The organism is Pseudarthrobacter sp. lyk4-40-TYG-27 (assembly GCF_030209295.1).
In the GTDB taxonomy this organism is placed as follows: Bacteria; Actinomycetota; Actinomycetes; order Actinomycetales; family Micrococcaceae; genus Arthrobacter.
On record NZ_JARVSH010000002.1, the window covers coordinates 43,089 to 65,875 of the forward strand.

The following is a 22,787-nucleotide window of genomic DNA, read 5'->3' on the forward strand; positions in this document are numbered from 1 at the left end:
CGAAGGAGTGTGCCGTGGCGGAACCGGCCCGGGAACACCTGCCGGAGCAGGATCCACGGAATTCCCTGCTGGCGGATTTTCTGCTCCGTGACTCCTCCCTCACCGAGCGCGAACAGCAGATGCTGGCGCTGGAGCGGCAGTGGTGGAAGTACGCGGGGGCCAAGGAACAGGCCATCCGGGAGCTGTTCGACCTCTCCGCAACCCATTACTACCAGCTCCTCAATGCCCTGATCGACCGCGAGGATGCCCTGGCCCACGATCCCATGCTGGTCAAGAGATTGCGTAGACTACGTACGTCGCGCCACCGTGCACGCACCGCCCGCCGCCTGGGATCCGACGCTTAGCACGCCCCAGGCCGGGACCCTGGCAGCAATCAACAAGGATGTCCTTCCACCATGACCAAATACGCCCGCGATGAATTCGACAAGGTCCCCGAGGCCGCGTCGCGACAAGGTGTCCACCGGACGGCCTCGGCCCCGTCCCGGGTGCGGCTGTGGCCCATCCTCGCCGTGGGCGTCGCGGCGCTGGCGATCGGGCTGGTGTCTTTCCTGATCCTCCCCAAGCTGGGGTTCAACGCCACGGCAACCGAGGCCTCTGCCAGTGTGGAATCCACCGCGTTGGCGGGTACCGGATCCACCCCGTCCACCACGCAGGCACCCACGCCCCCGGCCGCTTCAGAACCTTCGGCCACCGCCGGGCCGTCCCCAAGCGGCAGCCCGGAGCCGACGCAGTCGGCCACCCAGCAGGCCGTCGACCGGACGCAGGCAGTGGCCGTCTACAACGCGGCCGGTACCGCCGGGCTGGCCAGCCGCATTGGCGGAACAGTCCAGGCTGACGGCTGGAAGCTCGGACAGGTAGGCAACTGGTCCGGCGCACCGCAGAAATCCTCCGTGATCTACTACGCCGGTCCCCAGCAACTGGCCAGTGCCCAGGAGCTCGCCGCACTGTTGAACATCCCCACGGTCGTCAGCAGCACCGAGTTCCAGGTGCCGCTCGTGGTGGTCCTGGGCCCCGGGTACCGGTAACCGGCCGGCCTCAGTTACGCCTGCATAACGTTCCCGGCCCGGGGCCTGCCGCAGCCTGCGGCCCGTGGCGGCCTTTGGCTAGAGTGATTCCAGGCCACGGCCCGCGGGGCTGCACGCAACAGCACCGGCCCACCCGGCCGCAACGGAAAAGAGTTGGTCACCATGGCACTGGGAACCGTCAAATGGTTCAACGCTGAAAAAGGCTACGGCTTCATCACCGTTGACGGCTCCAGTGATGACATCTTTGTCCATTGGTCTGCGATCCGGGGCGAAGGCTACCGGGCCCTTGAGGAAGGACAACGGGTGCAGCTGGAGGTCGGCGAGGGCGACAAGGGCCCGCAGGCGGAAAACGTCCGGCCCGCCGAGTGAACCCGAAGCACCGTCCCGCCGTCCGCACTGCCCTGGCCGTTTCCCTGGCAGCCGTTCTCGGCGCCACAGCCTGCTCCGGGACAGGCGGAAACGCCCGGGTGGAATCCGCCGAGGCATCCGGCGACGGCGTCCTCCGGGTGGGCCTGGTCCTGGACAACACCGGCGGCAACGCTTTCCTGAACCAGCCACAGCTCGCCGCCGCCAAGCTGGCCGTCCAGGACATCAACGCAGCCGGGGGACACAAGGGCCGCCCCGTCGAACTGCTGCCCGCACACCCGGAACAGGACACCGCCGGGCAGGCAAAAGCCCTGCTCGCCGCCAAGGCGGACGTGGTCATCGGACCCACCGACTCCAGCCATGCGGAGGCAGCCGTAGGTGTCCTGTCCCGCGCGCACATACCGCTCATCTCCCCGGCCAACACCGCTGCCGGCCTGACCGGAATGGCCAGCGGCGGCTACTACTTCCGCACCGCGGCGGCCGACGTCGCGCAAGGGCCTGTGTTGGCCAAACTCGCCAAGGACGCCGGGGCTGCCACCGTCAGCGTGCTGTACCAGGAAGGCACCTACGGCAAGGACCTGCAGGCCGCCGTCACGGAAGCGGCAAAGCAGTCCGGGCTTACCGTCCTTTCCGGTGCCGGCTTCACGACCGGGGACGCCGCGGCGGCAAGCTCCATCGCCAAAGCCAAGCCGGACGCCGTCGTCCTGATAGCCCGTGAGGGCGCCCAAGGCGCACTGGCCGCGCTGAACGGTACCGGCGTTGGCGGTTCACGCATCATCCTGAGCGACGGCGCTTTCGCCCGCTACGGCTCAGGCCTCGGTTCCAAGGTCTTGGATGGCGCCCGCGCGGTGGTGCCGGGACAGCTGCCTTCCGCCGCCTTCCAGCAAAAACTCCTGGCGGTGGACCCGTCGCTGAAGGACGTCTCCTACGCTGCCGAGACCTACGACGCCGTGACCCTGGCCGCGCTGGCAGCGGCCCGCGCGCAGGACGACGCCGGCCGCTCGATCGCCGCCAACCTGATCCCGGTATCGGGCGGAACAGCGGCACCAGGCGCCGGAACGGCCGCTGCGCCGTGCGTGACCTACAAGGCGTGCCTGGGCGGCCTGGCTGCCGGCCCCGACATCAATTACGACGGCGAGTCGGGCCCCATTGCCTTCGACGCGAACGGGGATATCACCGTGGCGTCCTTCTCCGTCTTTACATACGGGCCGGACAACCTGCCCACTCCGAGCGGCCGGGAGACAGCCGGACATCAGGGCTGATCGCCCTCGGCGAAGCGACCGCCGCCAGCAGCCCCTCCGGTGTGTTTTCGCTTGCACTCTCACCGGGGGAGTGCTAATTATGGAGTTAGCACTCTGACGTACCGACTGCTAAGCAACGCCCGGTTCCGGCCGGCCGAGCAAGGCACCGGTCGAAGAGCGAAAGAAACACCTCACTTCAGTGAGATCCCCAGGCGGAGGCATACAGAGGCCGCTGTCGAAGGATCGTCCGTCGCGGGCACTGCAGCGAAGGTTCATTCTTAACGACTGTCCCGAAAGGACTACTGCCGTTATGGCCAAGATCATTGCATTTGATGAAGAGGCACGCCGCGGCCTTGAGCGTGGCCTGAACACCCTCGCCGACGCCGTTAAGGTCACCCTCGGCCCGCGTGGACGCAACGTCGTCCTCGAAAAGAAGTGGGGCGCCCCCACGATCACCAACGATGGTGTTTCCATCGCCAAGGAGATCGAGCTGGACGACCCGTACGAGAAGATCGGCGCAGAGCTGGTCAAGGAAGTTGCCAAGAAGACGGACGACGTCGCCGGCGACGGTACCACGACTGCGACGGTGCTGGCCCAGGCGCTGGTCAAGGAAGGCCTGCGCAACGTTGCTGCCGGTGCCGACCCGCTGTCCCTCAAGCGCGGCATCGAGAAGGCCGTTGAAGCTGTCACCCGCGAACTCCTGGCCTCCGCCAAGGAAATCGAAACCAAGGAAGAGATCGCGGCCACCGCCTCCATCTCCGCCGGTGACGACGAAATTGGTGCCCTCATCGCCGAAGCCCTGGACAAGGTCGGCAAGGAAGGCGTCATCACGGTCGAGGAGTCCAACACCTTCGGCCTGGAGCTTGAACTCACCGAAGGCATGCGCTTCGACAAGGGCTACATCTCCGCCTACTTCGTCACCGACGCCGAGCGCCAGGAAACGGTCCTCGAGGATCCGTACATCCTGATCGTCAACTCCAAGATCTCCAACGTCAAGGAACTGGTTGCTGTCCTCGAAAAGGTCATGCAGTCCAACAAGCCGCTGCTGATCATCGCCGAAGACATCGAGGGCGAGGCCCTGGCCACCCTGATCGTCAACAAGATCCGTGGCACCTTCAAGTCCGTTGCCGTCAAGGCCCCGGGCTTCGGCGACCGCCGCAAGGCACAGCTGGCAGACATCGCCGTCCTCACCGGCGGCCAGGTCATCTCCGAGGAAGTCGGCCTCAAGCTCGAGACCGCAGGCCTCGAACTGCTGGGCCAGGCCCGCAAGGTTGTTGTCACCAAGGACGAGACCACCATCGTCGAGGGTGCAGGCGACGCCGACCAGATCGCCGGCCGCGTATCCCAGATCCGCGCCGAGATCGAGAACTCGGACTCCGACTACGACCGCGAGAAGCTGCAGGAACGCCTGGCCAAGCTGGCCGGCGGCGTTGCAGTCATCAAGGCCGGTGCCGCCACCGAGGTTGAGCTCAAGGAACGCAAGCACCGCATCGAGGACGCCGTCCGCAACGCCAAGGCTGCGGTTGAAGAAGGCATCGTCGCCGGTGGCGGTGTTGCCCTCATCCAGGCCGGTGCCAAGGCATTTGCCAACCTGCAGCTCTCCGGCGACGAAGCAACGGGCGCCAACATCGTCCGCGTTGCCATTGACGCCCCGCTGAAGCAGATCGCCTTCAACGCCGGCCTCGAGCCCGGCGTGGTTGTCGACAAGGTCCGCGGCCTGCCCGCAGGCCACGGCCTGAACGCAGCCACCGGCGAGTACGTCGACCTGCTGGCAGCCGGCGTGAACGATCCGGTCAAGGTCACCCGCTCTGCCCTGCAGAACGCGGCGTCCATCGCCGGCCTGTTCCTCACCACCGAAGCCGTGGTGGCAGACAAGCCCGAGAAGGCTTCTGCCCCCGCCGGTGGAGACGACATGGGCGGCATGGGCGGCATGGGCGGCTTCTAAGCCCACTGCCGGGACCTGTCCCGCTGACATGAAATGCGGCCCCCTCCGTTTGGAGGGGGCCGCATTTTTATGGTTCCGAGGGCTACTTCCTGGCGGAAGCCAGCATCCCTTCAACCTCCTTCTTGAAGGCATCCGCGGCTGCCTGCGGGGTCAGGCGGTCGTACAGTACTTCATCCGTGTAGCGCTTGATGACGTTCTGGACGCTGCCCGCACCCACCGGCGGGACCGGTGGCGCGCCCTTGACGTCCGGCGCTATGTCCTTGAGGAAGCCCACCACCGTGGTGTCAGCCGGCTTGAGCGAGGGAGTAATGCCCGCGACGATCGCGCTGTTGGTGGGCACGCCGCGGTCCGTCATCAGGATGCCGCCTGCCTCCGGACTGTTCGTGAGGTAGTCGATGAATTCAGCCGCCTGCTGCGGGTGCTTGGACCGGGACGAAGCCGACCAGAACATGGTGGGCTTGTAGTACATCCCGTTGCTTGCCGATGCGCCACTGATGCTCGGTGCCCGCAGCATCTTGATGCTGCTGCCCGTGGTGGACTCCAGGGACCCCAGCTGGTTGGTCCACCACCAGGCCATGGCCACCCGGTTGGTGCCGAACAGGCTCTCCTCCAGCCCCGCGCCGGCGTCCTCGGTGGCGACGGTGGCAGGAGGACTGGCCTTTGAGTTGCGCTGGTCCTTGAGCCGTTCCCAGAAAGACGCGGCGGTCGCCGTCTCGAAACCGAGGCCCCCGTCACCCGTGTACAGGTCTTGTCCGTGCTGGCGCAGCCAGATGATCAGGTCTGCTTCGTTGCTGCCGTAGGCGGCGCCGTAGCTCTTCCCGCCACCAGCGGCGCTGATCTTGGCTGCGGTGTCCGTGAAGTCTTTCCACGTCCACGTCCTGTCGTCCGGCAGCGGAATGCCTGCGGCGTCGAACACCTTGGTGTTGGCCATGATGACGTAGGCATTCTGGCCGGTGCTGAGACCATACTGGGCGCCACCGTGCTGGCCGGAGGCCAAGGCCTCCTTGTCCAGCTTCGAGGTGTCGATGCCGCTTTGCTTCGACAGGTCCATAAGCGCCCCGCGCCCGCCGTATTCGGCAATGTACTTCTGGTCCATCTGGATGACGTCCGGTGCATCATTGGCAGCGGTCTTCGTGGCCAGCTTGTCCCAGTAGCTGGCCCATTCGCCCGGCTCCGCCTTGATCTTGATATTCGGGTGCGACGCCTCGAACGCGGCGATGACCTTCTGGGTCTGTGCGTTCAGGTACTCGTTGCCCCACCATGCGAACCGCAGGGTCACCTGCCCGTTGTCCCCGGAACTGCCGGGAGCTCCGCAGCCTGTCGCCAGCAGGGAAAAGGCCAAGGCGGCGGCGCCGAGCTGGAAACTGCGCCGGCTGAAGACTGGACTCGTCATTGATGTTCCTTCCGTATTTTGTCGCCGCTGGGTCGATCCCACGTCGTTGCGGGTGCCCGACTCTGCGGGAAAGCGCTTTCTCGCTGTGATTCTGTGATTGTTTCGTGAGCGGAAGGGTTGCGTCAAGAGTTTCGGTAAACGTTTTCTGGGATGGCTTTCGGGCCGGCTGACCCGGCGCTTGCGGGACCAGTACTTCGTGCGGCGTACCGCCGGGTGGGCTTTGAGCCGCTGAGGCGGCGGCCCGTTGTCGTTGGCTTCTGGCAGGATGGACCGGTGACGATTACTGCAGCGGCTGACGGTTCGGCCTTGGGAAACCCGGGGCCGGCCGGCTGGGCCTGGTACGTGGATGACAACTGTTGGCGGGCCGGTGGCTGGCCCCACGGCACCAATAACCAAGGGGAGCTGATGGCTGTCCTGGATCTGCTGCGGGCCACCGCGCATCTTCCGGGGGAGGACCTTCGCATCCTCTGTGACAGCCAGTACGTCATCAACTCCATTACCAAATGGATGCCCGGGTGGAAGCGCAAGGGATGGCGCAAAGCTGACGGGAAGCCGGTCCTGAACGTTGAACTGCTGAAGGAACTGGACCGCGAACTGGCAGGCCGGACGTACACCTTCGAATGGGTCAAGGGCCATGCCGGCCACAGCCTGAACGAGGCCGCCGATGAACGCGCCCGGGCCGCGGCAACCGCCTACCAGCAGGGCGTGGCCGCCCGGTCTGGTCCGGGATTTCCGGGGGCGCACCATCCGGGCGCCTCCGGGCACAGCTTTGAGGCGCAGCCTCAGGCCGGCAGTGGCCTCCAGCCGGCCACCCTCGACATCCCCGCCCCTGCACCCGCCCGCCCGGCCGCCGCCGGCCGCCCGGAGGCAGGCCCCACCCGTGCGGACACCCGCCCGGCAGCGGCCGGCCAAAGAGGTCCTGCAGCGGGAAACGGCAAACAGCGGGCCATGCCCCAGCCGGTATCGGCTTATGACGAGCTTGACCTGTTCAGCGAATTGGACACGGAAGCCCAGGAGGATGCGGAGGCAGCGCAGCAGGCCGGTGCGGTCGCGCCGGAGGCCCTGGTGGAGCAACTCGAACGTGAACTGCTGGGCCCGCTGGTGCGCGGCGACATTGGCCGGACCGCAGTCCTCCTCCACCCGGACTTCATGGAATTCGGCAGCTCGGGAAGGGTGTGGACCCGGGACGCCATGATGATGGCCCTCGAAGAGGACCCCGGAGAAAGGACCGACATCGAGGTTCTGGGCGCTGAGCGCATTGGCCCCGGTGCTGTCCTGCTGACGTATCGGAGCTTTGCCCGCGCCGGCACCACACTGCGAAGCTCGTTGTGGGTCCTCGACGGCGAACGGTGGCGGCTGCGGTTCCATCAAGGAACCCCGGAAGCCTGACCTGTCAGCTGAACCGCTGCGCGTTGCCCTGCTCGGCCTGGGCATACGTGGCCGCGGCGGAGGCCAGCGCCGCGTTGATGGAGGCCAGCGACGCTTCCACCCGGCCCTGGGTGATGGTCCACTCGGTGACCAGCGCCTGGAAGTTGCTGGCCGCCGCACCGCGCCACGAGCCTTGCAGCTCGTCCAGCCCACGCTTCATGGCCTGGACGTCAGCGCTGATCCTGTCCACGGTTGACTGTACGTTTGCGGACTTCAGCTGCAGTAGCTCGGTGTCGACGGAAATGATGCTCATGGCTATGCCTTTCGGTACGGCGGGAGGCGTCTCATCAGCCCGGCGGTTCCGGGCTGATGAGACGAGCCTAGGAAGCCGCGCGGGGCGGAGTCATGGCCTGAGCTCTATATGTGGATAACCGAGCTGCCGCTGCCCGCGCCACGCTGGGCGGCGCCGCCCTCCGCCGCTTCCTCCCCACCCGCTGCGTCATCTGCGGGTGCTTCGTCACGGTGCGGCAGGCTGACCACCAGCGTGGCCCCGCCGCCGTCGGTCTTCTCCACCCGCACTGAACCGCCGTGCGAACCCACGATGGCGGCCACGATGGCCAGGCCCAGGCCGCTGCCGCCCGTCTCCCGGGTGCGGGACGTGTCGGCACGGTAGAACCGTTCAAAAACCTTGGCCGCGTCCTCTTCCGAAATGCCGGGCCCGTGGTCCCGTACCTCGATGATGGAACGGGCCTCACCATTAGTGCTGCGGACTCCCACGGCGAGTTCAATGGGGCTGCCGTCCGGGGTGTACCGCAGCGCGTTGCCCACGAGGTTGCCCACCACCTGGCGCAGCTTGGCTTCGTCCCCAAGCACCGGGGCAGGCGTGGCCGGGCCGCCGTTGAGGCCCGCCAGCGAGATGGTCCTGGAGCGGTCGCTGGCCTGGGTGTCCACCACGGCGTCGTGGGCGATCAGCTGCAGGTCCACGGGCTTTTGCTGCAACGGCCGCTGCTCGTCCAGGCGGGCCAGCAGGAGCAGGTCCTCGACCATGGAACCCATGCGCTTGGCTTCGCTTTCGATCCGGCCCATCGCGGTGGCCACGTCATCGTCCGTGGACAGGGCGCCATGGCGGTAAAGCTCGGAGAAACCGCGGATGGTCACCAGCGGTGTGCGGAGTTCATGGGAGGCGTCCGCGGCGAAGCGGCGCATCCTGGCCTCGGACGCGGTCCGGGCCGCAAATGCGGTCTCAATGTGGGCCAGCATGGCGTTCAGTGAGCTGCTCAGCCGGCCCAGCTCAGTGGCAGGATTCTCCACCTCAACGCGGCGGGAGAGGTCACCGGCGGCGATGGCTGCGGCGGTCTTCTCCACCCGTGCCAGCGGCCGGAACGCGCGCGATACTGTCCAGCTCGCGATGAGGGAGGCCAGCAGCAGCGTTAGCAGGCCCACCCCGGTCACCACCAGGGTGGCGTGCTTGAGGACGTCGTCCACGCTCGCCAGGGGCAGCCCGATGACCACCACGGCAGTTGTTTGGCCGTTTTGGACGGTCACCGCCACCACGCGCCAGCTTTGCCCGTCCGTCCCGCGGACCTGGAACGGGGCAAGTTGCCGGGCCTGGGCCTGCTCGACAGTGATGGACGAGATGTCCGGATGGTCGTCGGGGTCGCCGCCGAACGTGTACGGCTGCTCGCCGGGGGCGAAGAGCATCAGCGAATAGTCGGTGGGAATGGGGCTGGGCGCCTGCAACTGCGTGAACGAGCGCTGTTGCCGGGCAGAGTCGACGGCGGCGTTAAGTTTGTCGTCCACCTGGCCCTGGAGGTAGCTGTGCAGCAACGTGAGGGTGACGGCGCCGGTGACCGTCAGGGCCACGATGAGCAGGGCCATGATCATGGCCACCAGCTGCGACCTGAGCGAGGCCGACTTCCACCGCTTCAACAAGGTCAGCGCTTTTCAGCCGTCCGCAGCACATAGCCCACGCCGCGCTTGGTCTGGATCAGGGCCGGGGCTTCGGGATCGATGTCCACCTTCCGCCGGAGGTAGGAAATGTAGGACTCCACGATGGAGGCATCGCCGTTGAAGTTGTACTCCCACACGTGGTCCAGGATCTGGGACTTGGACAGGACCCGGTTGGGGTTGAGCATGAGGTAGCGCAGCAGCTTGAACTCGGTGGGGGAAAGTTCAATGACCGTGCCGCCGCGGCGGACCTCGTGGGCGTCGTCGTCGAGCTCAAGGTCGTCAACCCGGATGATCGCGTCGTCATCCAGCAGGGGCTGGGTCCGGCGCAGCACCGCGCGGATCCTGGCCACCACCTCATCGAGGCTGAACGGCTTGGTGACGTAGTCGTCGCCGCCAACGGTCAGGCCGGTCACCTTGTCTTCCGTGTCGTCCTTCGCTGTCAGGAAAAGGACAGGGAAGTGCTTTCCGGCGGCGCGCAGGCGGCGGGTAACGGTGAACCCGTCCATATCCGGGAGCATGACGTCCAATACGGCCAGGTCAGGCGCCTGGGTGTCCGCGGCGGCGAGCGCGTCGCGCCCGTTGGCTGCGGAGACAACTTCAAAGCCTGCGAACCGGAGGGACGTGGAGAGAAGCTCACGGATGTTGGGTTCGTCATCGACGACGAGCAGCCTGGCTTCGGGACCGTTCTTGTTCATGCTCCCATCATGCTCCCAGTCTCTGGGAGTTGTCTGGATATTCGTTGTGAGCATGATGGTGGTGCGCTTGTGTTCACCAGCCCATCGTTCCCGGCTCCCCTTTGAAGGGGCCTACGATCCGCTGGGTGATCCAGCCGCCGTAAAAGCGGCCTGGCTGCGGAAGCACGCGTTCACCGTCCACCTCGCAGTAATCCATCCTGCCCGCGTAGACGGCCACCCGGCCTGCCAGGGCCTCGAATCCGGACGACGGTTCCGGATAGGACCAGGCGGCCCCCTCGGCTTCCTCCCCGCCGCCGCGCACGGTCAGGTACTCGGCGGACCCCTTGAACTCACAAAAACTGCTGCCTGCCGCCGGTTCCAGCGAGCCAGGCACGAACGCCGACCGCGGCAGGTAGTAGACCGGCGGATGGCTGGTCTCGAGGACGCGCAGCGACTCGGTGGTGTCGGCGATCAGTTCGCCGCCCAGGAAGATCCTGATGTGTTCGGTACTGCGTTCGATCCGGGGCGGGCGGGGGTAGTCCCAGACCGATTCCTGGCCTGGCCCGGGGACGGCGGGAATGATGCGCATGCTCATACATCCAGTGTCCCCCGGATCCGTGGCGTGCGGCACACTCCGGCGGGAACCGAAATCAGGGTGAGAACGTTCAGCGCCCGATCTCTTCCGCCGTCAGGGGCTCGGGAATACAGTGTTGATTCCAGGGTTCCATCGCTCCTGACCCATGTGAAGGGATTGACCATCATGACTGATCTGAGCGCATCTGAAAACACCACATCCACGGACCGCAGCATCCGCGACTGGGCGGACCTGGCGGAGGAAATGTGGTCGTATCTCACCGGCAAGGGTGCTGCCATCAACTACCAGTTCGTGGACATGACCATCGAGGTGCCCCGCGACATTGGTCCTGACGCGCCGCGGGCCACCTGGAAGCTCAACGGCAGCCTGCGGGTCACCACCAGCGACAAGGATGCCGCCGGATCCGATCTGAACCGCGGCTGACAGACATGGCTGAGTACCGGTTGGATGTGGACCTTGACTTCTCCTTCTCGGACGAGTCCGGGGCGGTCACCCGGGGAAGCGCCAAGGCCGCCGGCACGGAGCTGACGGTATCCCTCGCGGACCTGGCCCCGTTGTCGGGAGGCGGGCTCCCGTCCCTGGACGAAGTGAAGCCCCTGGCCGAGGTACTGGCCAGGAAAGGCATCAGCGTCCACATCTCCGGTCCGCAGGGCAACCTCATCAGCCTGGGAGCCGTGGAGAGTCCTGCATCGCAGCGGCTCGTCACCAGGTCCCCGCATATCAAGCTTGGGAAACTCGGAACCCTCCTGCCGCTCCTCCGGCAGGGACGGCGCCGGCCAAACGGCATTTCCCTTCTTCCGCCGGCGACGCCGTTGCCATTGCTCCCCACGGTGCGGCGGCGTATTCCCCGCCGCATCACCACCACCCACTACACGCGGGGGAGCGGCCGGCCACGGCTCATCTTTGTCCAGGACGCAACCACCTGGACCGGCCAGATCCCGCGTGAAGTGGCGTTGGCGGGCGAGGTCACCACGATCGGCAGCAGCCCGGAGTCCGATATCAGGCTTGAGGGCTTGGAGGGGCTGCACGCACAGATCAGGCACGACGAGCAGGATGAGTATGTCCTGGTGCCGCATGGCCCCGTCAGCGGAAGCGTTGCCACCTCCGGTCCTTCCCTGCTCAGGACCGGCGCCCGGATGCAGATGGGACAATGGTGCCTTGCGTTCTTCCGTGAAGAATTCGCAGACCACGGCCGCCCTTACGGCGGCCGCAGCGGCGGCGAACTGGCCTACGAGCGTCCGCAGTTCGATCCGCGCACGGGAACCATGGAGCGCGACAGCTCCTACGGCGTGAGCTGACGGTGTGCAGGCTGCCGGACCCTATCCGGCAGCCTCCACGTCCTTGGCGTCCATGATCCGGTAGGCATACCCCTGTTCGGCCAGGAACCGCTGGCGCTTCGCGGCGAACTCCTGGTCCAGGGTGTCGCGGGCCACCAGCGAGTAGAACCTGGCAGCCCGGCCGTCCTTTTTGGGCCGCAGCAGGCGCCCGAGCCGCTGAGCCTCCTCTTGCCGGGACCCAAAGGAGCCCGATACCTGGATGGCCACCGAGGCTTCGGGCAGGTCGATCGAGAAGTTGGCCACCTTGGACACCACCAGGGTTTGCAGCTCACCGGCGCGGAAGGCGTCAAAGAGCTTCTGGCGCACCTTCACCGAGGTGTCGCCCTTGATCACCGGTGCCTGCAGGCGCTCGCCGAGTTCGTCCAGCTGGTCGATGTACTGCCCGATCACGAGCAGCTGCTCGCCGCTGTGGCGTGCCACCAACTGCTCCACCACCTGCGTCTTGGACTCGGAGGTGGCGCACAGCCGGTACTTGTCGGCGTCATCGGCCATGGCGTAGGCAACCCGCTCGTCCTGCGGCAGGTCGACGCGAACCTCGACGCAGTCCGCCGGCGCAATGTAGCCCTGCGCCTCGATGTCCTTCCAGGGCGCGTCGTAGCGCTTGGGTCCGATCAGGCTGAAGACCTCGCCTTCTCGCCCGTCCTCCCGGACCAGGGTGGCCGTCAGCCCTAGGCGGCGGCGGGCCTGGAGGTCGGCCGTCATCCTGAAGATCGGTGCCGGCAGGAGGTGGACCTCGTCGTAGATGATCAGCCCCCAGTCGTGGCCGTCCACCAGTTCCAGGTGCGGATAGATGCCGCCGCGCTTGGTGGTGAGCACCTGGTAGGTGGCAATGGTGACCGGACGGACCTCTTTCATGGCGCCCGAGTATTCGCCCACTTCCTCTTCCGTGAGCGACGTGCGCCTGATCAGCTCGTCCTTCCATTGCCGCGCGGCAACGGTGTTGGTGACCAGGATGAGCGTGGTGGTGGAACCTGTGGCCATGGCCGCGGCCCCCACGAGCGTCTTCCCGGCACCGCAGGGCAATACCACCACCCCGCTGCCGCCCGCCCAAAAGTTTTCGCTGGCCAGTCGTTGGTAGGGGCGCAGCTTCCAGCCGTCCTCGTGGAGCGAAATCAGGTGCGGGGTTCCGTCCACGTAGCCGGCCAGGTCCTCGGCCGGCCAGCCGATCTTCAGCAGCAGCTGCTTGAGCTGGCCGCGCTGGGATGCGTGCACCACCACGGTTTCGCCGTCGATCCGAGGCCCCAGCAGCGGCGCGATCTTCTTGGCCCTGATGACTTCCTCGAGCACGGGGTAGTCGTCGGTCCGCATTACCAGACCGTGGCGCGGGTCTTTCTCCAGGCGCAGCCGGCCGTACCGGGACATGGTTTCCGCGACGTCGACCAGCAGTGAATGGGGAACCGGAAAACGCGAGTATTTCAGCAGGGCATCCAGTACCTTTTCCGCATCCAGCCCGGCGGCGCGTGCGTTCCACAGTCCCAACGGGGTCAGCCGGTAGCTGTGCATGTGTTCCGGAGCCCGTTCCAGTTCGGCGAAGGGCGCGATGGCGTGCCGCGCTTCGGTGGCCAGCTCGTGGTCCACTTCGAGGAGGATGGTTTTGTCGCTTTGGACGATCAAGGGTCCGTCGGTCACGCGGGGAAGTCCTTTACTGCCGCAGTTCCTCGGCGGCTTCGATATCGATGATGCGGTGGACGGACAGGACCCGTTCAGTTTCCTTGGCGGGATCGAACACACGGACCCGTCCTCCGCTGACAGACAGCGGAACAACCACTTCCATGCTGGCATTCCCCAGGCTGTCCACCACGTTCATGTGGATCCGCTGCTTCAGCCGGATGGCCCGCTGCAGCGCCTCCAGCCCCAGCTGCGTGGCGGCTTCGCTGCCCGCGGCAGGTCCCGGGGAGTGTCCGACGGCGTCACGCGACTGCCGCAGCAGGTGCAGCTGGGCATCCACGTCCTCCGCCGCAGGCGCCAGCCGCGGAGCGGTATAGACAGGGCGGAGGCTTTCCTGCGCGGAGGCAGCGCGGCGGAGGTGGCCGGCTGGCTCGGTGCCGTCCACCGAGGGGGACAGGCCCAGGCTGCGGAGCGCGGCGGCAACGTCGCGTTGCGGGGCGGAGGACGACACGACGGTGGGGGCAAGCCGGACCAGTCCAAGCTGCGCCGCTTTCGGGCCGGCCAGCAGTCCGGCGAGCATCGCCTCATCGTCGCTCTGGATGAAGCTCGCTGCCTGGCCCACACGCAGCCTGCCGTGCCGGGAGGCGGTGTCCTCCACCAGGTACTCCAACGGTTGCGGCACTGCGGTGGCCGAGTGCTCACGCAGGAAGCTCAGCAGGGCGGGGGCGTCGTAGCCGTCGTCGAGCGCCCGTTTGATGGACTCGGCGGAGAACCGGTAGATGGTAGCCGGGCCCTGCCCTTCGGCATCGGCCATGACCAGCAGTTTTTCCGTGAGTGCGGGGGCCAGGTAGCCCGGCGCGACGGCGGTAAGGTCCGCCTGCAGCAGCACGTGGTTCAGCGCTGCCGGGAGGTGCTCGCCAAGGATGGCAAGGGCGGCGTCGGGATTGTCTTCGGCGAAAGCGCTTCCGAGCTGGCTCAGCGCGCCGGATCCCACGAGGCCCAGCAGTTCGGCCTCTGCCAGGACGCCGCGGATCAGGGAACTGAACCGCCTTGCCATCCGCGGCTGTGACCATTCCGCCCGCTGGAGGACCGCGGCGGCATCGAGTACCGGGGCGGCGCCGTCCGGGGCGGATGCCTCGCACGTGAGTTCATGCAGGATTTCCAGGATGCGTTTACGGACCACCGGGGCATCGGGCCGCTGCGCTCCGGCGGACAACGCGGCGATGGTGGTGCCGGACGCGGGCCGGGCAGCAGGTGTGCCGGGCGAGGTACTGACCGGTTGGCCCACCATCGAGGGGACGCGCTCGCTGGCCAGCCAGGCGTTGACCAGCCACAGCCATTGTTCCTGCCTCGGCAGGAGGAGCCACTCAAGCTGGGGCGGCTGCACCCAGCACGACGAGTCGACGTCGAGGCGGATCAGGCCTGCCAGGCCACACAGTTCAAGAAGCCGCCCCACCGCGCCCTGGTCGATCCGCAGCTGTTCGGAGAGCCGGCGCATTTCGCGTACCCCCACCCCGCCGCTGCGCAAGGTGGCCAGCGGCTGGTCCCGGACGGCATGCAGCAGTTCGGAGACGAGCCTCAGGGTCTCCGAAATCGCGCTCAGGGCCGCGTTCCTTCGCAGCGCTGCGGTGGTCCGGCCGAGCTCGGGGACAGGCGGCGCAAGGGTGAAGTCGTCGATGATGGCACCGCCGCGGAGCGCCAGCCCCACGCTGTGCGGCAATTCGACGTGCGCGGCGTCGAGCGGGACCAGCAGGCCGCGGGCAAGGAGCCAGTCCACCGGGTCGACGTCGGCCGGTTCCGTCAGGACCGAGGCTTTCCGTTGCGCCTGGGGGACGGCACCCATGGCCCAGTTCCGGAACCTGGCGAGCAGCGCCGTCGTCCGTTCCGGGGCTCCGGCGAGGATGTCCCGCAGCCCCTCCGGAGATGATGTCCAGTGCTGGAGGGCCAGTGCCGCGTCCATGGGGGTCGTGGCCTCGTGGACGGCGAAGCCGCTGCGGTGCAGTTCGGCAACCAGCGGTACTGCCCGTTGGGCGAACGCCGGCTGCAGGCGCACCAGTTCCGTGTAGCTGCGGCCCAGTCCGGCCGGGTAGATTCCCACCACGTCCTTGAGGGCGCCCGCCGGGAGATAGAAGACATGTCCGGACGCTGCGGGCGGGGAGCCATGCGGTGGTGCGGCCGGGTGCACCAAGGCAAGTTCCTGCAAGGTGCCAAGGATCTGTTGAATGGTGGCCAGGGACGAACCCCGGACCAGTTTTTGCAGGTTTTCCGCGGACGCGCTGTGGCCGGTGTCGGTGTTGGTGCACAGATGCAGGGTTTCGAGCACCTGCATCTGGGGCCGGTTGAGCCGTTCAAGGGCCCGTTGGACGCTGACCCGGGAGCTCGCCCGCGCTGCGAGTGCCGCGAAATCCGGCACCGAAGGGGAGATCAGGTCCGGCCGCGCGGCGAACAGTGCCCGCAACGAATCGTCGCTGCGTGCCTCCAGGTCCTTGCCGAGCGCACGAATGAGGGACATCAGTCCAACGTTACCGCGGCTCCCGCCTTCCCGCCCGCCGCCGGGCGGCCACGCCATCGAGGACCAGCAGGAGCATCAGGATGAAGGCCACCGGGAGGCCGTACAGCGCTGAGTACGTGACCCAGGTGGGAGCGACGGACCCCGCGAAGGCAAGCGCCATGACCGTTCCCACCGCTACCAGGGAAAGCAGGGCAATAACAGCTGCAAGCACCATCAGGGGCCGGCGGAAACGCAAGGGTGTCATGGAGGTAACGCTACAGCGGCGTCCGGCGTGCCGCTAAAGCCCCGGGCTTGCGCCCGGGGCGGAACAGTACGGCCGGAAGCATGATTAGGGCATGCGGCAGGATAACCTTGAAGCATACAGACCAACACGGTTTGCAGGGCCATACCTTGAACCCGCACAACAATGCGGACGCGGTGGCACCTGGCCGTGTCTCATGACAGCAGAACGAAGAAGGTTGATTACGTGCCTACCGGCAAGGTCAAGTGGTATGACAAGGACAAGGGCTTTGGATTCCTCGCGGGCGAGGACGGCCAGGAGGTCTTCCTGCCCAAGTCGTCGTTGCCCGAGGGTGTAACGGAGCTCAAAGCCGGCACCCGCGTGGAGTTTGGCGTCGCTGACGGCCGCAAGGGCGCCCAGGCACTGGGCCTGCGGGTGCTGGACAAGACCCCGTCCATTGCCAAAGCAAAGCGTCCCAGCGCCAAGGACCTCGCGCCGCTGGTCCAGGACCTGGTGACCGTCCTGGACAACCTGTCCGGGACGCTGTCCAAGGGCAAGTATCCGGACGGCAACAAGGGCAAGGCAATCGCGGCCGCCCTGCGCAAGGTTGCCGACGAGCTGGACGTCTAGGCGCCGATGAACCCCCAAGCTGAACAACCGGGCGTGGCTCCACAGGAGCAAGCTGCCAAGGCTGCGCCAAAGCGCAAGGCCGGGGTTCCGGTATGGCGGACGGGCAAGCCTGACGCGTTCCTGGCAGCAGCCGTCGATGTTGCACGGGCCGCGGTTGAGGGCATCACGCCCGCTGCCACCATCGGGCCGCACCTTGGTGCCAAAAGCGAGGGCGACCGGCTGGTCACGCACTTGTTCGAGTCCCGGCTGGCCGGCTACGGCGGCTGGCAGTGGTACGCGGTGCTGACCCGCAACTCCCGCTCCAAGGTGGTTACCGTCGATGAGCTGGGCCTGCTGCCGTCCGAAGAATCGATCCTCGCCCCGGAGTGGGTGCCGTGGGCCGAACGCGTGCGCCCCGAGGACGAGCACCAGCAGGAACCCGAACAAGCCCGCCAGGAAGAGCCGTCCGCAGCGGAGCAGGCGCCCGGGGATGAAGAGGATGCCGACGACGACGCGGAGCCAAAAGACTAAGCAAGAATTTTCCGCCACACGCGAAAGGCGCCGTCCAGGGGTTATCCCGGGCGGCGCCTTTCGCGTGTGCCTGGACTACTTGCGGAGCTCGCCCACCACATAGTCGATGCTGGACAGCAGTGCCGAGACGTCGTCGGGCTCGATGGCGACGAAGGTGGCGATGCGCAGCTGGTTGCGGCCCAGCTTCCGGTAGGGCTCGGTGTCCACGATGCCGTTGGCGCGCAGGACCTTCGCCACCGTTGCCGCGTCCACCGACTCGTCAAAGTCGATGGTGGCGATGACGTTGGAGCGCTCCTCCGGGTTGGCCACAAACGGGGTGGCGAACTCCGAGGCGTCAGCCCAACTGTAGATGCGGCCGGCGGAATCGGCGGTGCGGGCAGAGGCGAAGTCCAGGCCGCCGTTGGCGTTCAGCCACTGGACCTGGGCGCCAAGGGTTACCAGGGTGGACAGCGACGGGGTGTTGTACGTCTGGTTCAGCCGTGAATTGTCGATGGCGGTCTGGAGGTCCAGGAAGTCCGGGATCCAGCGGCCGCTTGCCTTGATGGCGGCAGCGCGCTCCAGGGCGGCGGGGGAGAAGAGGCCGAGCCAAAGGCCACCGTCGGAAGCGAAATTCTTTTGCGGGGCGAAGTAGTAAACGTCGCTTTCGGCAATGTCGACGTCCAGGCCGCCGGCAGCGGAGGTTGCGTCCACCAGGACCAGGGCGTCCTTGTCGGCGCCCGGCACCCGCTTGACCGGGGCGGCGACGCCCGTGGAGGTCTCATTCTGTGGCCACGCGTAGACGTCCACGCCCGCCTCCGCCTGCGCTGCAGGACGGGTGCCCGGCTCAGACTTAATGATCGAGGACGCTTCCAGGAACGGCGCCTTGTTGGTGGCGGAGGCAAACTTGGAGCCAAACTCCCCGAAGGACAGGTGCTGCGCCTTCTTGGACACGAGGCCGAAGCTCGCGATGTCCCAGAACGCGGTCGAGCCGCCCACGCCGAGGACCACCTCGTAGCCCTCGGGAGCACGGAAGAACTGGCTGAGTCCTTCGCGTACGGAGCCCACCAGGTTCTTGACCGGAGCCTGCCGGTGGGATGTGCCGAGGATAGTCTTCGACGCAGCGGACAGGGCATCGATCTGTTCCGGCCGGACCTTTGAGGGGCCGGCCCCGAACCGCCCGTCCTGGGGCAGGAGGTTGGCGGGAATCGTGATGCTGGTGTCGCTCACAGGTGCTCCATTCGGCGGGGACGAAAGCTGTGGTCCGGGTGGTGGGTGGCCGGGAGCCGGCCATGGCTGCAGTGCAAACCTTCCCCAATTCTGCCTGAAGCGCGCAGGGTGGCGGGAGCGGGCGGCGCCAATGTCCAGCCAATGAGACGCCGCAGGCGGCAGGCCCTATTCGGACTAAATCAAAATAGGCTAAACTCTTCCCCGGACTACGTCGCGGGAAGAGGCGATACGGTGGGACAACGCAAGGTACTGCGCTCGAGGAGCTGAGCTGGATGACGGATCTGATCGACACTACGGAGATGTACCTCAGGACCATCCTGGAGCTTGAGGAAGAGAACATCGTTGCCCTCCGGGCCCGTATCGCCGAACGCCTGCGCCACTCGGGGCCTACCGTTTCCCAGACCATCGGCCGGATGGAGCGCGATGGCCTGGTCGTCGTCTCCGGTGACAGGCACCTGGAACTGACCGACACCGGCCGCAAGCGTGCCACTGAGGTCATGCGGAAGCACCGGCTGGCCGAGCGCCTGCTGGCCGACGTGATCGGATTGGACTGGGCCTATGTCCATGACGAAGCCTGCCGCTGGGAACACGTTATGAGCGAACGGGTGGAGCGGCGCATCTACGAGATGCTGGACCACCCCACGGAGTCGCCCTACGGAAACCCCATCCCCGGCCTTGCCGCCCTGGGCGGAGAGCCCGGACCCGGGTTCGGCGACGGCGCCATCAGCCTGGTGGAGGCAATGAAGGCCTACGGGCCTGAATCGGCAGTGACCATCAGCCGGCTGGCGGAACCGATCCAGGTGGAGCCGGAACTGCTGACCCAGCTCGACGAGGGCGGTATCCGGCCCGGCGCGTCTGTCTCCCTGGAACGCGTCGGTGACTACATTTCGGTACGGGTGGCGGGAATCGAGGGCGCGCTGGAGCTGCCTCCCGAGGTGGCGGCACACGTTTTCGTCGCCGTGAACCAGGCCTGACGCCGCGTTTCCATACCCCACCCGGGGGATTCCACGCAAAGATAACGGAATTGTTACCTAGGGTCTTAAGCCCCTATAGTGGAACCCAGCGTTGATACTTAAGCGTTACCTGATCCGGAGCCGAGCTCTGCCAGCGGGCCAGGTGTACGAGTCGTTACTGGCAGAGGCGGGGGAACCACAACCGGCAGCGGGGGACTGCCTTGGGGTGAAGTCCGTCAGCAGCAAGCCTCTCCAGTGAAGGATTCTTCCGGGAATACCCCTGTGTAGAAGTTTGCCCATGACGGACCGGGTCTTTGATCTCTCTGACCCGAATCCGACAGCTAACTCCGCAGGCTATTCCAGAGAGGAACCCTTCTTGACCATGCAGACCTCCCGGGGCCGCCGTCGCGCGGCGGGCCCCCCTGAGGCACCCCGGGTTGTCGAAGTAGCCGCCGCGGAGCGCCCCCGCGACCCGCAACGGGATGCGCGCCGCCGTCGGGGTCCGTTCCGGCAAATCACCGACTTTGCCGCGGCCAGCGGCATCGGCCAAAAGGCTGGCATCGCCCTCGCCGCCACCGGCCTGGTGCTCACGGTGACCATGCCCGCCACCAGCCCCGTTATGGCGACGGATGCGGCCGGAATCGCGCCCCAGGCCGCCTCCGCAGTCAGCCCCCAGCCCCAGATTTCCGCGGATGTAGGCGCCCAGATCGACTTCAGCCGCTCAGCCGTCGTAACGCAGGCGGACCCCGACGGGAAGCTGAAGCAACTGCTGAGCGCCCAGTCGGCCGGATCGGTAACGCGTGCGGCTTCCGCCGGGACCCTGGCCGCGCCGCTGGCATCCCTCGTGACCGCGTCGCCCTTCGGCTACCGGGTCAGCCCAATCACCGGCGGCACCGGAGATTTCCACCGCGGACAGGACTTCGTGGCACAGTGCGGGACGTCCGTCCTGGCAGCCGCAACAGGAACCGTGACCTTCGCCGGCTGGCACCAGTTCGGCGGTGGAAACCGGGTGGTGATCGACCATGGCAACGGCCTGGAGACCACGTACAACCACCTCTCGTCCTTCAACGTCAAGGTGGGCCAAACGGTCTCCCGCGGCGAAGTCGTGGCGTTGAGCGGGACCACCGGGGCGTCCACCGGCTGCCACCTGCACTTCGAAGTTCAGGTCAACGGCGAAGTGGTCGATCCGATGGGCTGGCTGTAACCGTTTGATTGCGCACTCCCAGATCGCCGTGACCCGCCGTGACCTGAATGTGACATTGAAGCAAAACTGCTGTACCGTCTAACTCGCGTCAACTTTTCCGAAGTTGACGCTCTTGAGTGGATTGCCTAACTCTGCCACCGCTCAAGGTCCGTTCGCATTTCATCGTCTGGCAGGGGCGGGGGAACCAATTTTGGCCTTCTGCGTTCTGGAAGGCCTTGGGGTTAAGTCATGAGCTTCCCAGGAAGCGAAGTGGCCGGGTGACTCCCATCCGAATCCGACAGCTCACCTCGCAGGCATTGGGAGAGGCTACCTTCGTGTCTTCACGCCATAATTCTGCGCGCCACCGTGCGCAAACGGTTCGCGTCAACCCCTTGGACGCCATGTCCAAGGCCGTAAGCGCCAATGCCGGGACCGTGGGCCGCCAGGCTGCCGTTGTGGCAGCGGCTTCAGGCCTCATCCTGAGCATGGGCCTGCCGGCCAACGCCGCGGACACCACTGCCGGCATCTCGGCCTCCACGGAGTCCGGTTCCGCGCAGACCGCCCTTGCTGTCACCGCGGCCCCCACGGCCACCGTTTCCTTCGAGCGTCCGGCGGTCAAGACCACCGCCGCCCCGAAGGTGGAAACCGTGCGCACCCAGTCCACCGCGTCCGCGGACCGCACCGCCACCACTGCCGGCCAGGAGGCGTCCAAGGCCGGACAGGCAGTAGAAGCCGTTTCGTCCGCAGCCACCTCGGGTATCGCCGCGATCGCCTACACCGGCATCGGCCACCCCTACGTCTGGGGCGGCACCACCCCCAACGGCTGGGACTGCTCCGGCTTCGTTCAGTGGGTCTACGCGCAGGCTGGAATCAGCATTCCCCGCACGAACGCGTGGAGCATCATGACCCCCACCTCCACCCCCCAGCCGGGCGACCTCGTGGTCCAGAACGGCGGCGCACACGTCGGCATCTACGTCGGCAACGGCATGATGATCAGCGCGCTCAACCCGTCGCAGGGAACCATGCTCCACTCTCCCGCAGCCACCGGTACTTCCACGTACTACCACCTGAACAAGTAGTTCTTGGGCTCCACGCTCCAAGGGCTATTTCTTTGCCCAAAGCTTTTTCGCTAGAAACCAACATCCCCGTTCGGGACGCGCCGGCGTACCCCCAAGATGCCGGCGCATCCAACCCCCTCGGACAGGCCACCGCGGTCCAGAGGAAAACGAAAGAGAGAACTGATGACGACTCGTGCTACCGCACGGCACCGCGCCGAGGTCACCAAAACCAACTCGATCGCGATCATTGCCAAGGCTGTCAGCGACAACGCCGGCGGCATGGGCCGCCAGGCTGCAGTAATCGCTGCAGCTTCCGGCCTGGTCCTGACCAGCGGCATCGCAGCCAACGCAGCCGACACCAACGTCAAGCGCGACTCGGCTCCGGCATCCGCCATGGAAGTTGAATCCGCCGTCGACGCTCCGATCTCAGCGGCTTCCACCATTGCCATCAGCTTCGAAAAGCCGGCCGTTACCACCACTCCGGCACCGGCTCCCGAGCCCGAGGTTGCGGTGCAGGAAGCCGCTCCCGCTCCCGTTGCCCAGGCCGTTGCCGCTCCCAAGGTGACTGCCAAGGTTGCAACTGCCGATGCCACGGCTGCCCCCGCCGCCCAGGTTTCCGCCAGCGGAAAGGGTGCTGCCATCCTGTCCGCTGCCTACGCCCAGCTTGGCGTACACCAGGACTGCACCATGCTGGTGACCAACGCACTGGCTGCCGTCGGCATCCACTTCCACGACTGGCCCGCCGGTTACCTGTCATTGGGTGACAGGGTGTCCGCATCCCAGGCCCAGCCCGGAGACCTCATCTACTACGCCGACGGTGGCGGAGGAATGGCCCACATCGCCGTCTACGCCGGAAACGGGATGGCCGTCCACGGCGGCTTCAACGGCAACGACACCGTTGTGTTCAGCGCCAACGTTGGCTCCGGACCGGTCTTCATCCACGTTCGGTAACCACTGCCGCCCGCCGCACGCGGCGCCGCATAAGATGTGCCCGGAAGGACCCCTGCCCTTGA

The 22,787-nt window shown here is 66.6% G+C and carries 23 protein-coding genes and 2 riboswitches; of the genes, 14 read left to right on the forward strand and 9 right to left on the reverse strand.

Translation table 11 applies throughout. The features are described from left to right. The first annotated feature begins 14 nt into the window (after positions 1–14). From QRM96_RS03635 to groL, 5 genes are all read left to right on the forward strand, one after another. The gene (locus tag QRM96_RS03635) at positions 15–344 is read left to right on the forward strand and encodes a DUF3263 domain-containing protein (protein ID WP_018762132.1); all 330 of its coding nucleotides are present in this window, start codon (positions 15–17) and stop codon (positions 342–344) included. A 51-nt stretch (positions 345–395) separates the two neighbouring features. Then, the gene (locus tag QRM96_RS03640; protein WP_285318408.1) at positions 396–1,025 is read left to right on the forward strand and encodes a LytR C-terminal domain-containing protein; all 630 of its coding nucleotides are present in this window, start codon (positions 396–398) and stop codon (positions 1,023–1,025) included. 162 nt (positions 1,026–1,187) lie between these two features. Further along, the gene (locus QRM96_RS03645) at positions 1,188–1,394 is read left to right on the forward strand and encodes a cold-shock protein (RefSeq protein ID WP_123059240.1); all 207 of its coding nucleotides are present in this window, start codon (positions 1,188–1,190) and stop codon (positions 1,392–1,394) included. Continuing rightward, on the forward strand, positions 1,391–2,653 hold the full coding sequence (locus QRM96_RS03650; RefSeq protein WP_285318410.1) for an ABC transporter substrate-binding protein: 1,263 nt from the start codon (positions 1,391–1,393) through the stop codon (positions 2,651–2,653). The genes QRM96_RS03645 and QRM96_RS03650 overlap by 4 nt, the downstream gene beginning before the upstream one ends. Before the next feature lie 289 nt (positions 2,654–2,942). Beyond that, positions 2,943–4,577 carry a chaperonin GroEL gene (groL, locus tag QRM96_RS03655; RefSeq protein WP_018762136.1) on the forward strand — a complete coding sequence of 545 codons (1,635 nt, stop codon included), beginning with the start codon at positions 2,943–2,945 and terminating at the stop codon, positions 4,575–4,577. 82 nt (positions 4,578–4,659) lie between these two features. On the opposite strand, the gene QRM96_RS03660 is transcribed toward groL, so the two are convergent. Then, on the reverse strand, positions 4,660–5,970 hold the full coding sequence (locus tag QRM96_RS03660) for an ABC transporter substrate-binding protein (protein ID WP_285318411.1): 1,311 nt from the start codon (positions 5,968–5,970) through the stop codon (positions 4,660–4,662). A 273-nt stretch (positions 5,971–6,243) separates the two neighbouring features. Between QRM96_RS03660 and QRM96_RS03665 the strand changes: the two genes are divergently transcribed. After that, the gene (locus tag QRM96_RS03665; protein ID WP_285318412.1) at positions 6,244–7,359 is read left to right on the forward strand and encodes a ribonuclease HI family protein; all 1,116 of its coding nucleotides are present in this window, start codon (positions 6,244–6,246) and stop codon (positions 7,357–7,359) included. Between the two features lie 4 nt (positions 7,360–7,363). On the opposite strand, the gene QRM96_RS03670 is transcribed toward QRM96_RS03665, so the two are convergent. The 4 genes from QRM96_RS03670 to QRM96_RS03685 all read right to left on the reverse strand — a co-directional run bounded on the left by QRM96_RS03670 (position 7,364) and on the right by QRM96_RS03685 (position 10,557). Next, a complete protein-coding gene (locus QRM96_RS03670) occupies positions 7,364–7,651 on the reverse strand; it encodes a WXG100 family type VII secretion target (RefSeq protein ID WP_018762139.1) in 288 nt (95 codons plus the stop codon). A gap of 104 nt (positions 7,652–7,755) precedes the next feature. Beyond that, entirely contained in the window at positions 7,756–9,270 is a 1,515-nt protein-coding gene (locus QRM96_RS03675) for a sensor histidine kinase (RefSeq protein ID WP_285318414.1), read from the reverse strand. Positions 9,271–9,272: 2 nt separating this feature from the next. Continuing rightward, the gene (locus tag QRM96_RS03680) at positions 9,273–9,983 is read right to left on the reverse strand and encodes a response regulator transcription factor (RefSeq protein WP_018762141.1); all 711 of its coding nucleotides are present in this window, start codon (positions 9,981–9,983) and stop codon (positions 9,273–9,275) included. Between the two features lie 73 nt (positions 9,984–10,056). Next, the gene (locus QRM96_RS03685) at positions 10,057–10,557 is read right to left on the reverse strand and encodes a DUF427 domain-containing protein (protein WP_018762142.1); all 501 of its coding nucleotides are present in this window, start codon (positions 10,555–10,557) and stop codon (positions 10,057–10,059) included. Positions 10,558–10,722: 165 nt separating this feature from the next. Here QRM96_RS03685 and QRM96_RS03690 point away from each other — a divergent pair, with 165 nt between their 5' ends. Both QRM96_RS03690 and QRM96_RS03695 read left to right on the forward strand, forming a co-directional pair. Continuing rightward, positions 10,723–10,980: a hypothetical protein gene (locus tag QRM96_RS03690; protein WP_026264693.1), complete on the forward strand. Its 258-nt coding sequence runs from the start codon at positions 10,723–10,725 to the stop codon at positions 10,978–10,980. A gap of 5 nt (positions 10,981–10,985) precedes the next feature. Then, complete coding sequence (locus QRM96_RS03695; protein ID WP_285318417.1) at positions 10,986–11,855, forward strand: FHA domain-containing protein; 870 nt, start codon at positions 10,986–10,988, stop codon at positions 11,853–11,855. A 21-nt stretch (positions 11,856–11,876) separates the two neighbouring features. On the opposite strand, the gene QRM96_RS03700 is transcribed toward QRM96_RS03695, so the two are convergent. The 3 genes from QRM96_RS03700 to QRM96_RS03710 are packed head-to-tail and all read right to left on the reverse strand — an operon-like array spanning position 11,877 to position 16,258. Then, complete coding sequence (locus tag QRM96_RS03700) at positions 11,877–13,523, reverse strand: DNA repair helicase XPB (RefSeq protein WP_018762145.1); 1,647 nt, start codon at positions 13,521–13,523, stop codon at positions 11,877–11,879. Between the two features lie 13 nt (positions 13,524–13,536). Next, on the reverse strand, positions 13,537–16,014 hold the full coding sequence (locus QRM96_RS03705; RefSeq protein WP_285318419.1) for a helicase-associated domain-containing protein: 2,478 nt from the start codon (positions 16,012–16,014) through the stop codon (positions 13,537–13,539). 10 nt (positions 16,015–16,024) lie between these two features. Continuing rightward, positions 16,025–16,258: a hypothetical protein gene (locus QRM96_RS03710; RefSeq protein WP_026264694.1), complete on the reverse strand. Its 234-nt coding sequence runs from the start codon at positions 16,256–16,258 to the stop codon at positions 16,025–16,027. A gap of 222 nt (positions 16,259–16,480) precedes the next feature. Between QRM96_RS03710 and QRM96_RS03715 the strand changes: the two genes are divergently transcribed. Both QRM96_RS03715 and QRM96_RS03720 read left to right on the forward strand, forming a co-directional pair. After that, a complete protein-coding gene (locus QRM96_RS03715) occupies positions 16,481–16,864 on the forward strand; it encodes a cold-shock protein (RefSeq protein ID WP_018762148.1) in 384 nt (127 codons plus the stop codon). Between the two features lie 6 nt (positions 16,865–16,870). Next, on the forward strand, positions 16,871–17,374 hold the full coding sequence (locus QRM96_RS03720; RefSeq protein ID WP_285318421.1) for a DUF3027 domain-containing protein: 504 nt from the start codon (positions 16,871–16,873) through the stop codon (positions 17,372–17,374). A 75-nt stretch (positions 17,375–17,449) separates the two neighbouring features. Here QRM96_RS03720 and serC read toward each other — a convergent pair whose 3' ends face one another. After that, entirely contained in the window at positions 17,450–18,580 is a 1,131-nt protein-coding gene (gene serC, locus QRM96_RS03725; protein ID WP_285318422.1) for a phosphoserine transaminase, read from the reverse strand. A gap of 272 nt (positions 18,581–18,852) precedes the next feature. Here serC and QRM96_RS03730 point away from each other — a divergent pair, with 272 nt between their 5' ends. The 4 genes from QRM96_RS03730 to QRM96_RS03745 all read left to right on the forward strand — a co-directional run bounded on the left by QRM96_RS03730 (position 18,853) and on the right by QRM96_RS03745 (position 22,725). Next, a complete protein-coding gene (locus QRM96_RS03730; RefSeq protein WP_133832523.1) occupies positions 18,853–19,554 on the forward strand; it encodes an iron-dependent transcriptional repressor DtxR in 702 nt (233 codons plus the stop codon). Between the two features lie 118 nt (positions 19,555–19,672). Further along, positions 19,673–19,903: riboswitch (cyclic di-AMP (ydaO/yuaA leader) on the forward strand. Between the two features lie 12 nt (positions 19,904–19,915). Next, on the forward strand, positions 19,916–20,737 hold the full coding sequence (locus tag QRM96_RS03735) for a M23 family metallopeptidase (RefSeq protein ID WP_109863882.1): 822 nt from the start codon (positions 19,916–19,918) through the stop codon (positions 20,735–20,737). 128 nt (positions 20,738–20,865) lie between these two features. Then, positions 20,866–21,047, forward strand: a riboswitch (cyclic di-AMP (ydaO/yuaA leader). A 70-nt stretch (positions 21,048–21,117) separates the two neighbouring features. Further along, the gene (locus QRM96_RS03740; protein WP_109863860.1) at positions 21,118–21,795 is read left to right on the forward strand and encodes a C40 family peptidase; all 678 of its coding nucleotides are present in this window, start codon (positions 21,118–21,120) and stop codon (positions 21,793–21,795) included. A 162-nt stretch (positions 21,796–21,957) separates the two neighbouring features. Then, positions 21,958–22,725: an NlpC/P60 family protein gene (locus tag QRM96_RS03745; RefSeq protein ID WP_018762154.1), complete on the forward strand. Its 768-nt coding sequence runs from the start codon at positions 21,958–21,960 to the stop codon at positions 22,723–22,725. The last annotated feature ends 62 nt before the right edge of the window (positions 22,726–22,787 follow it).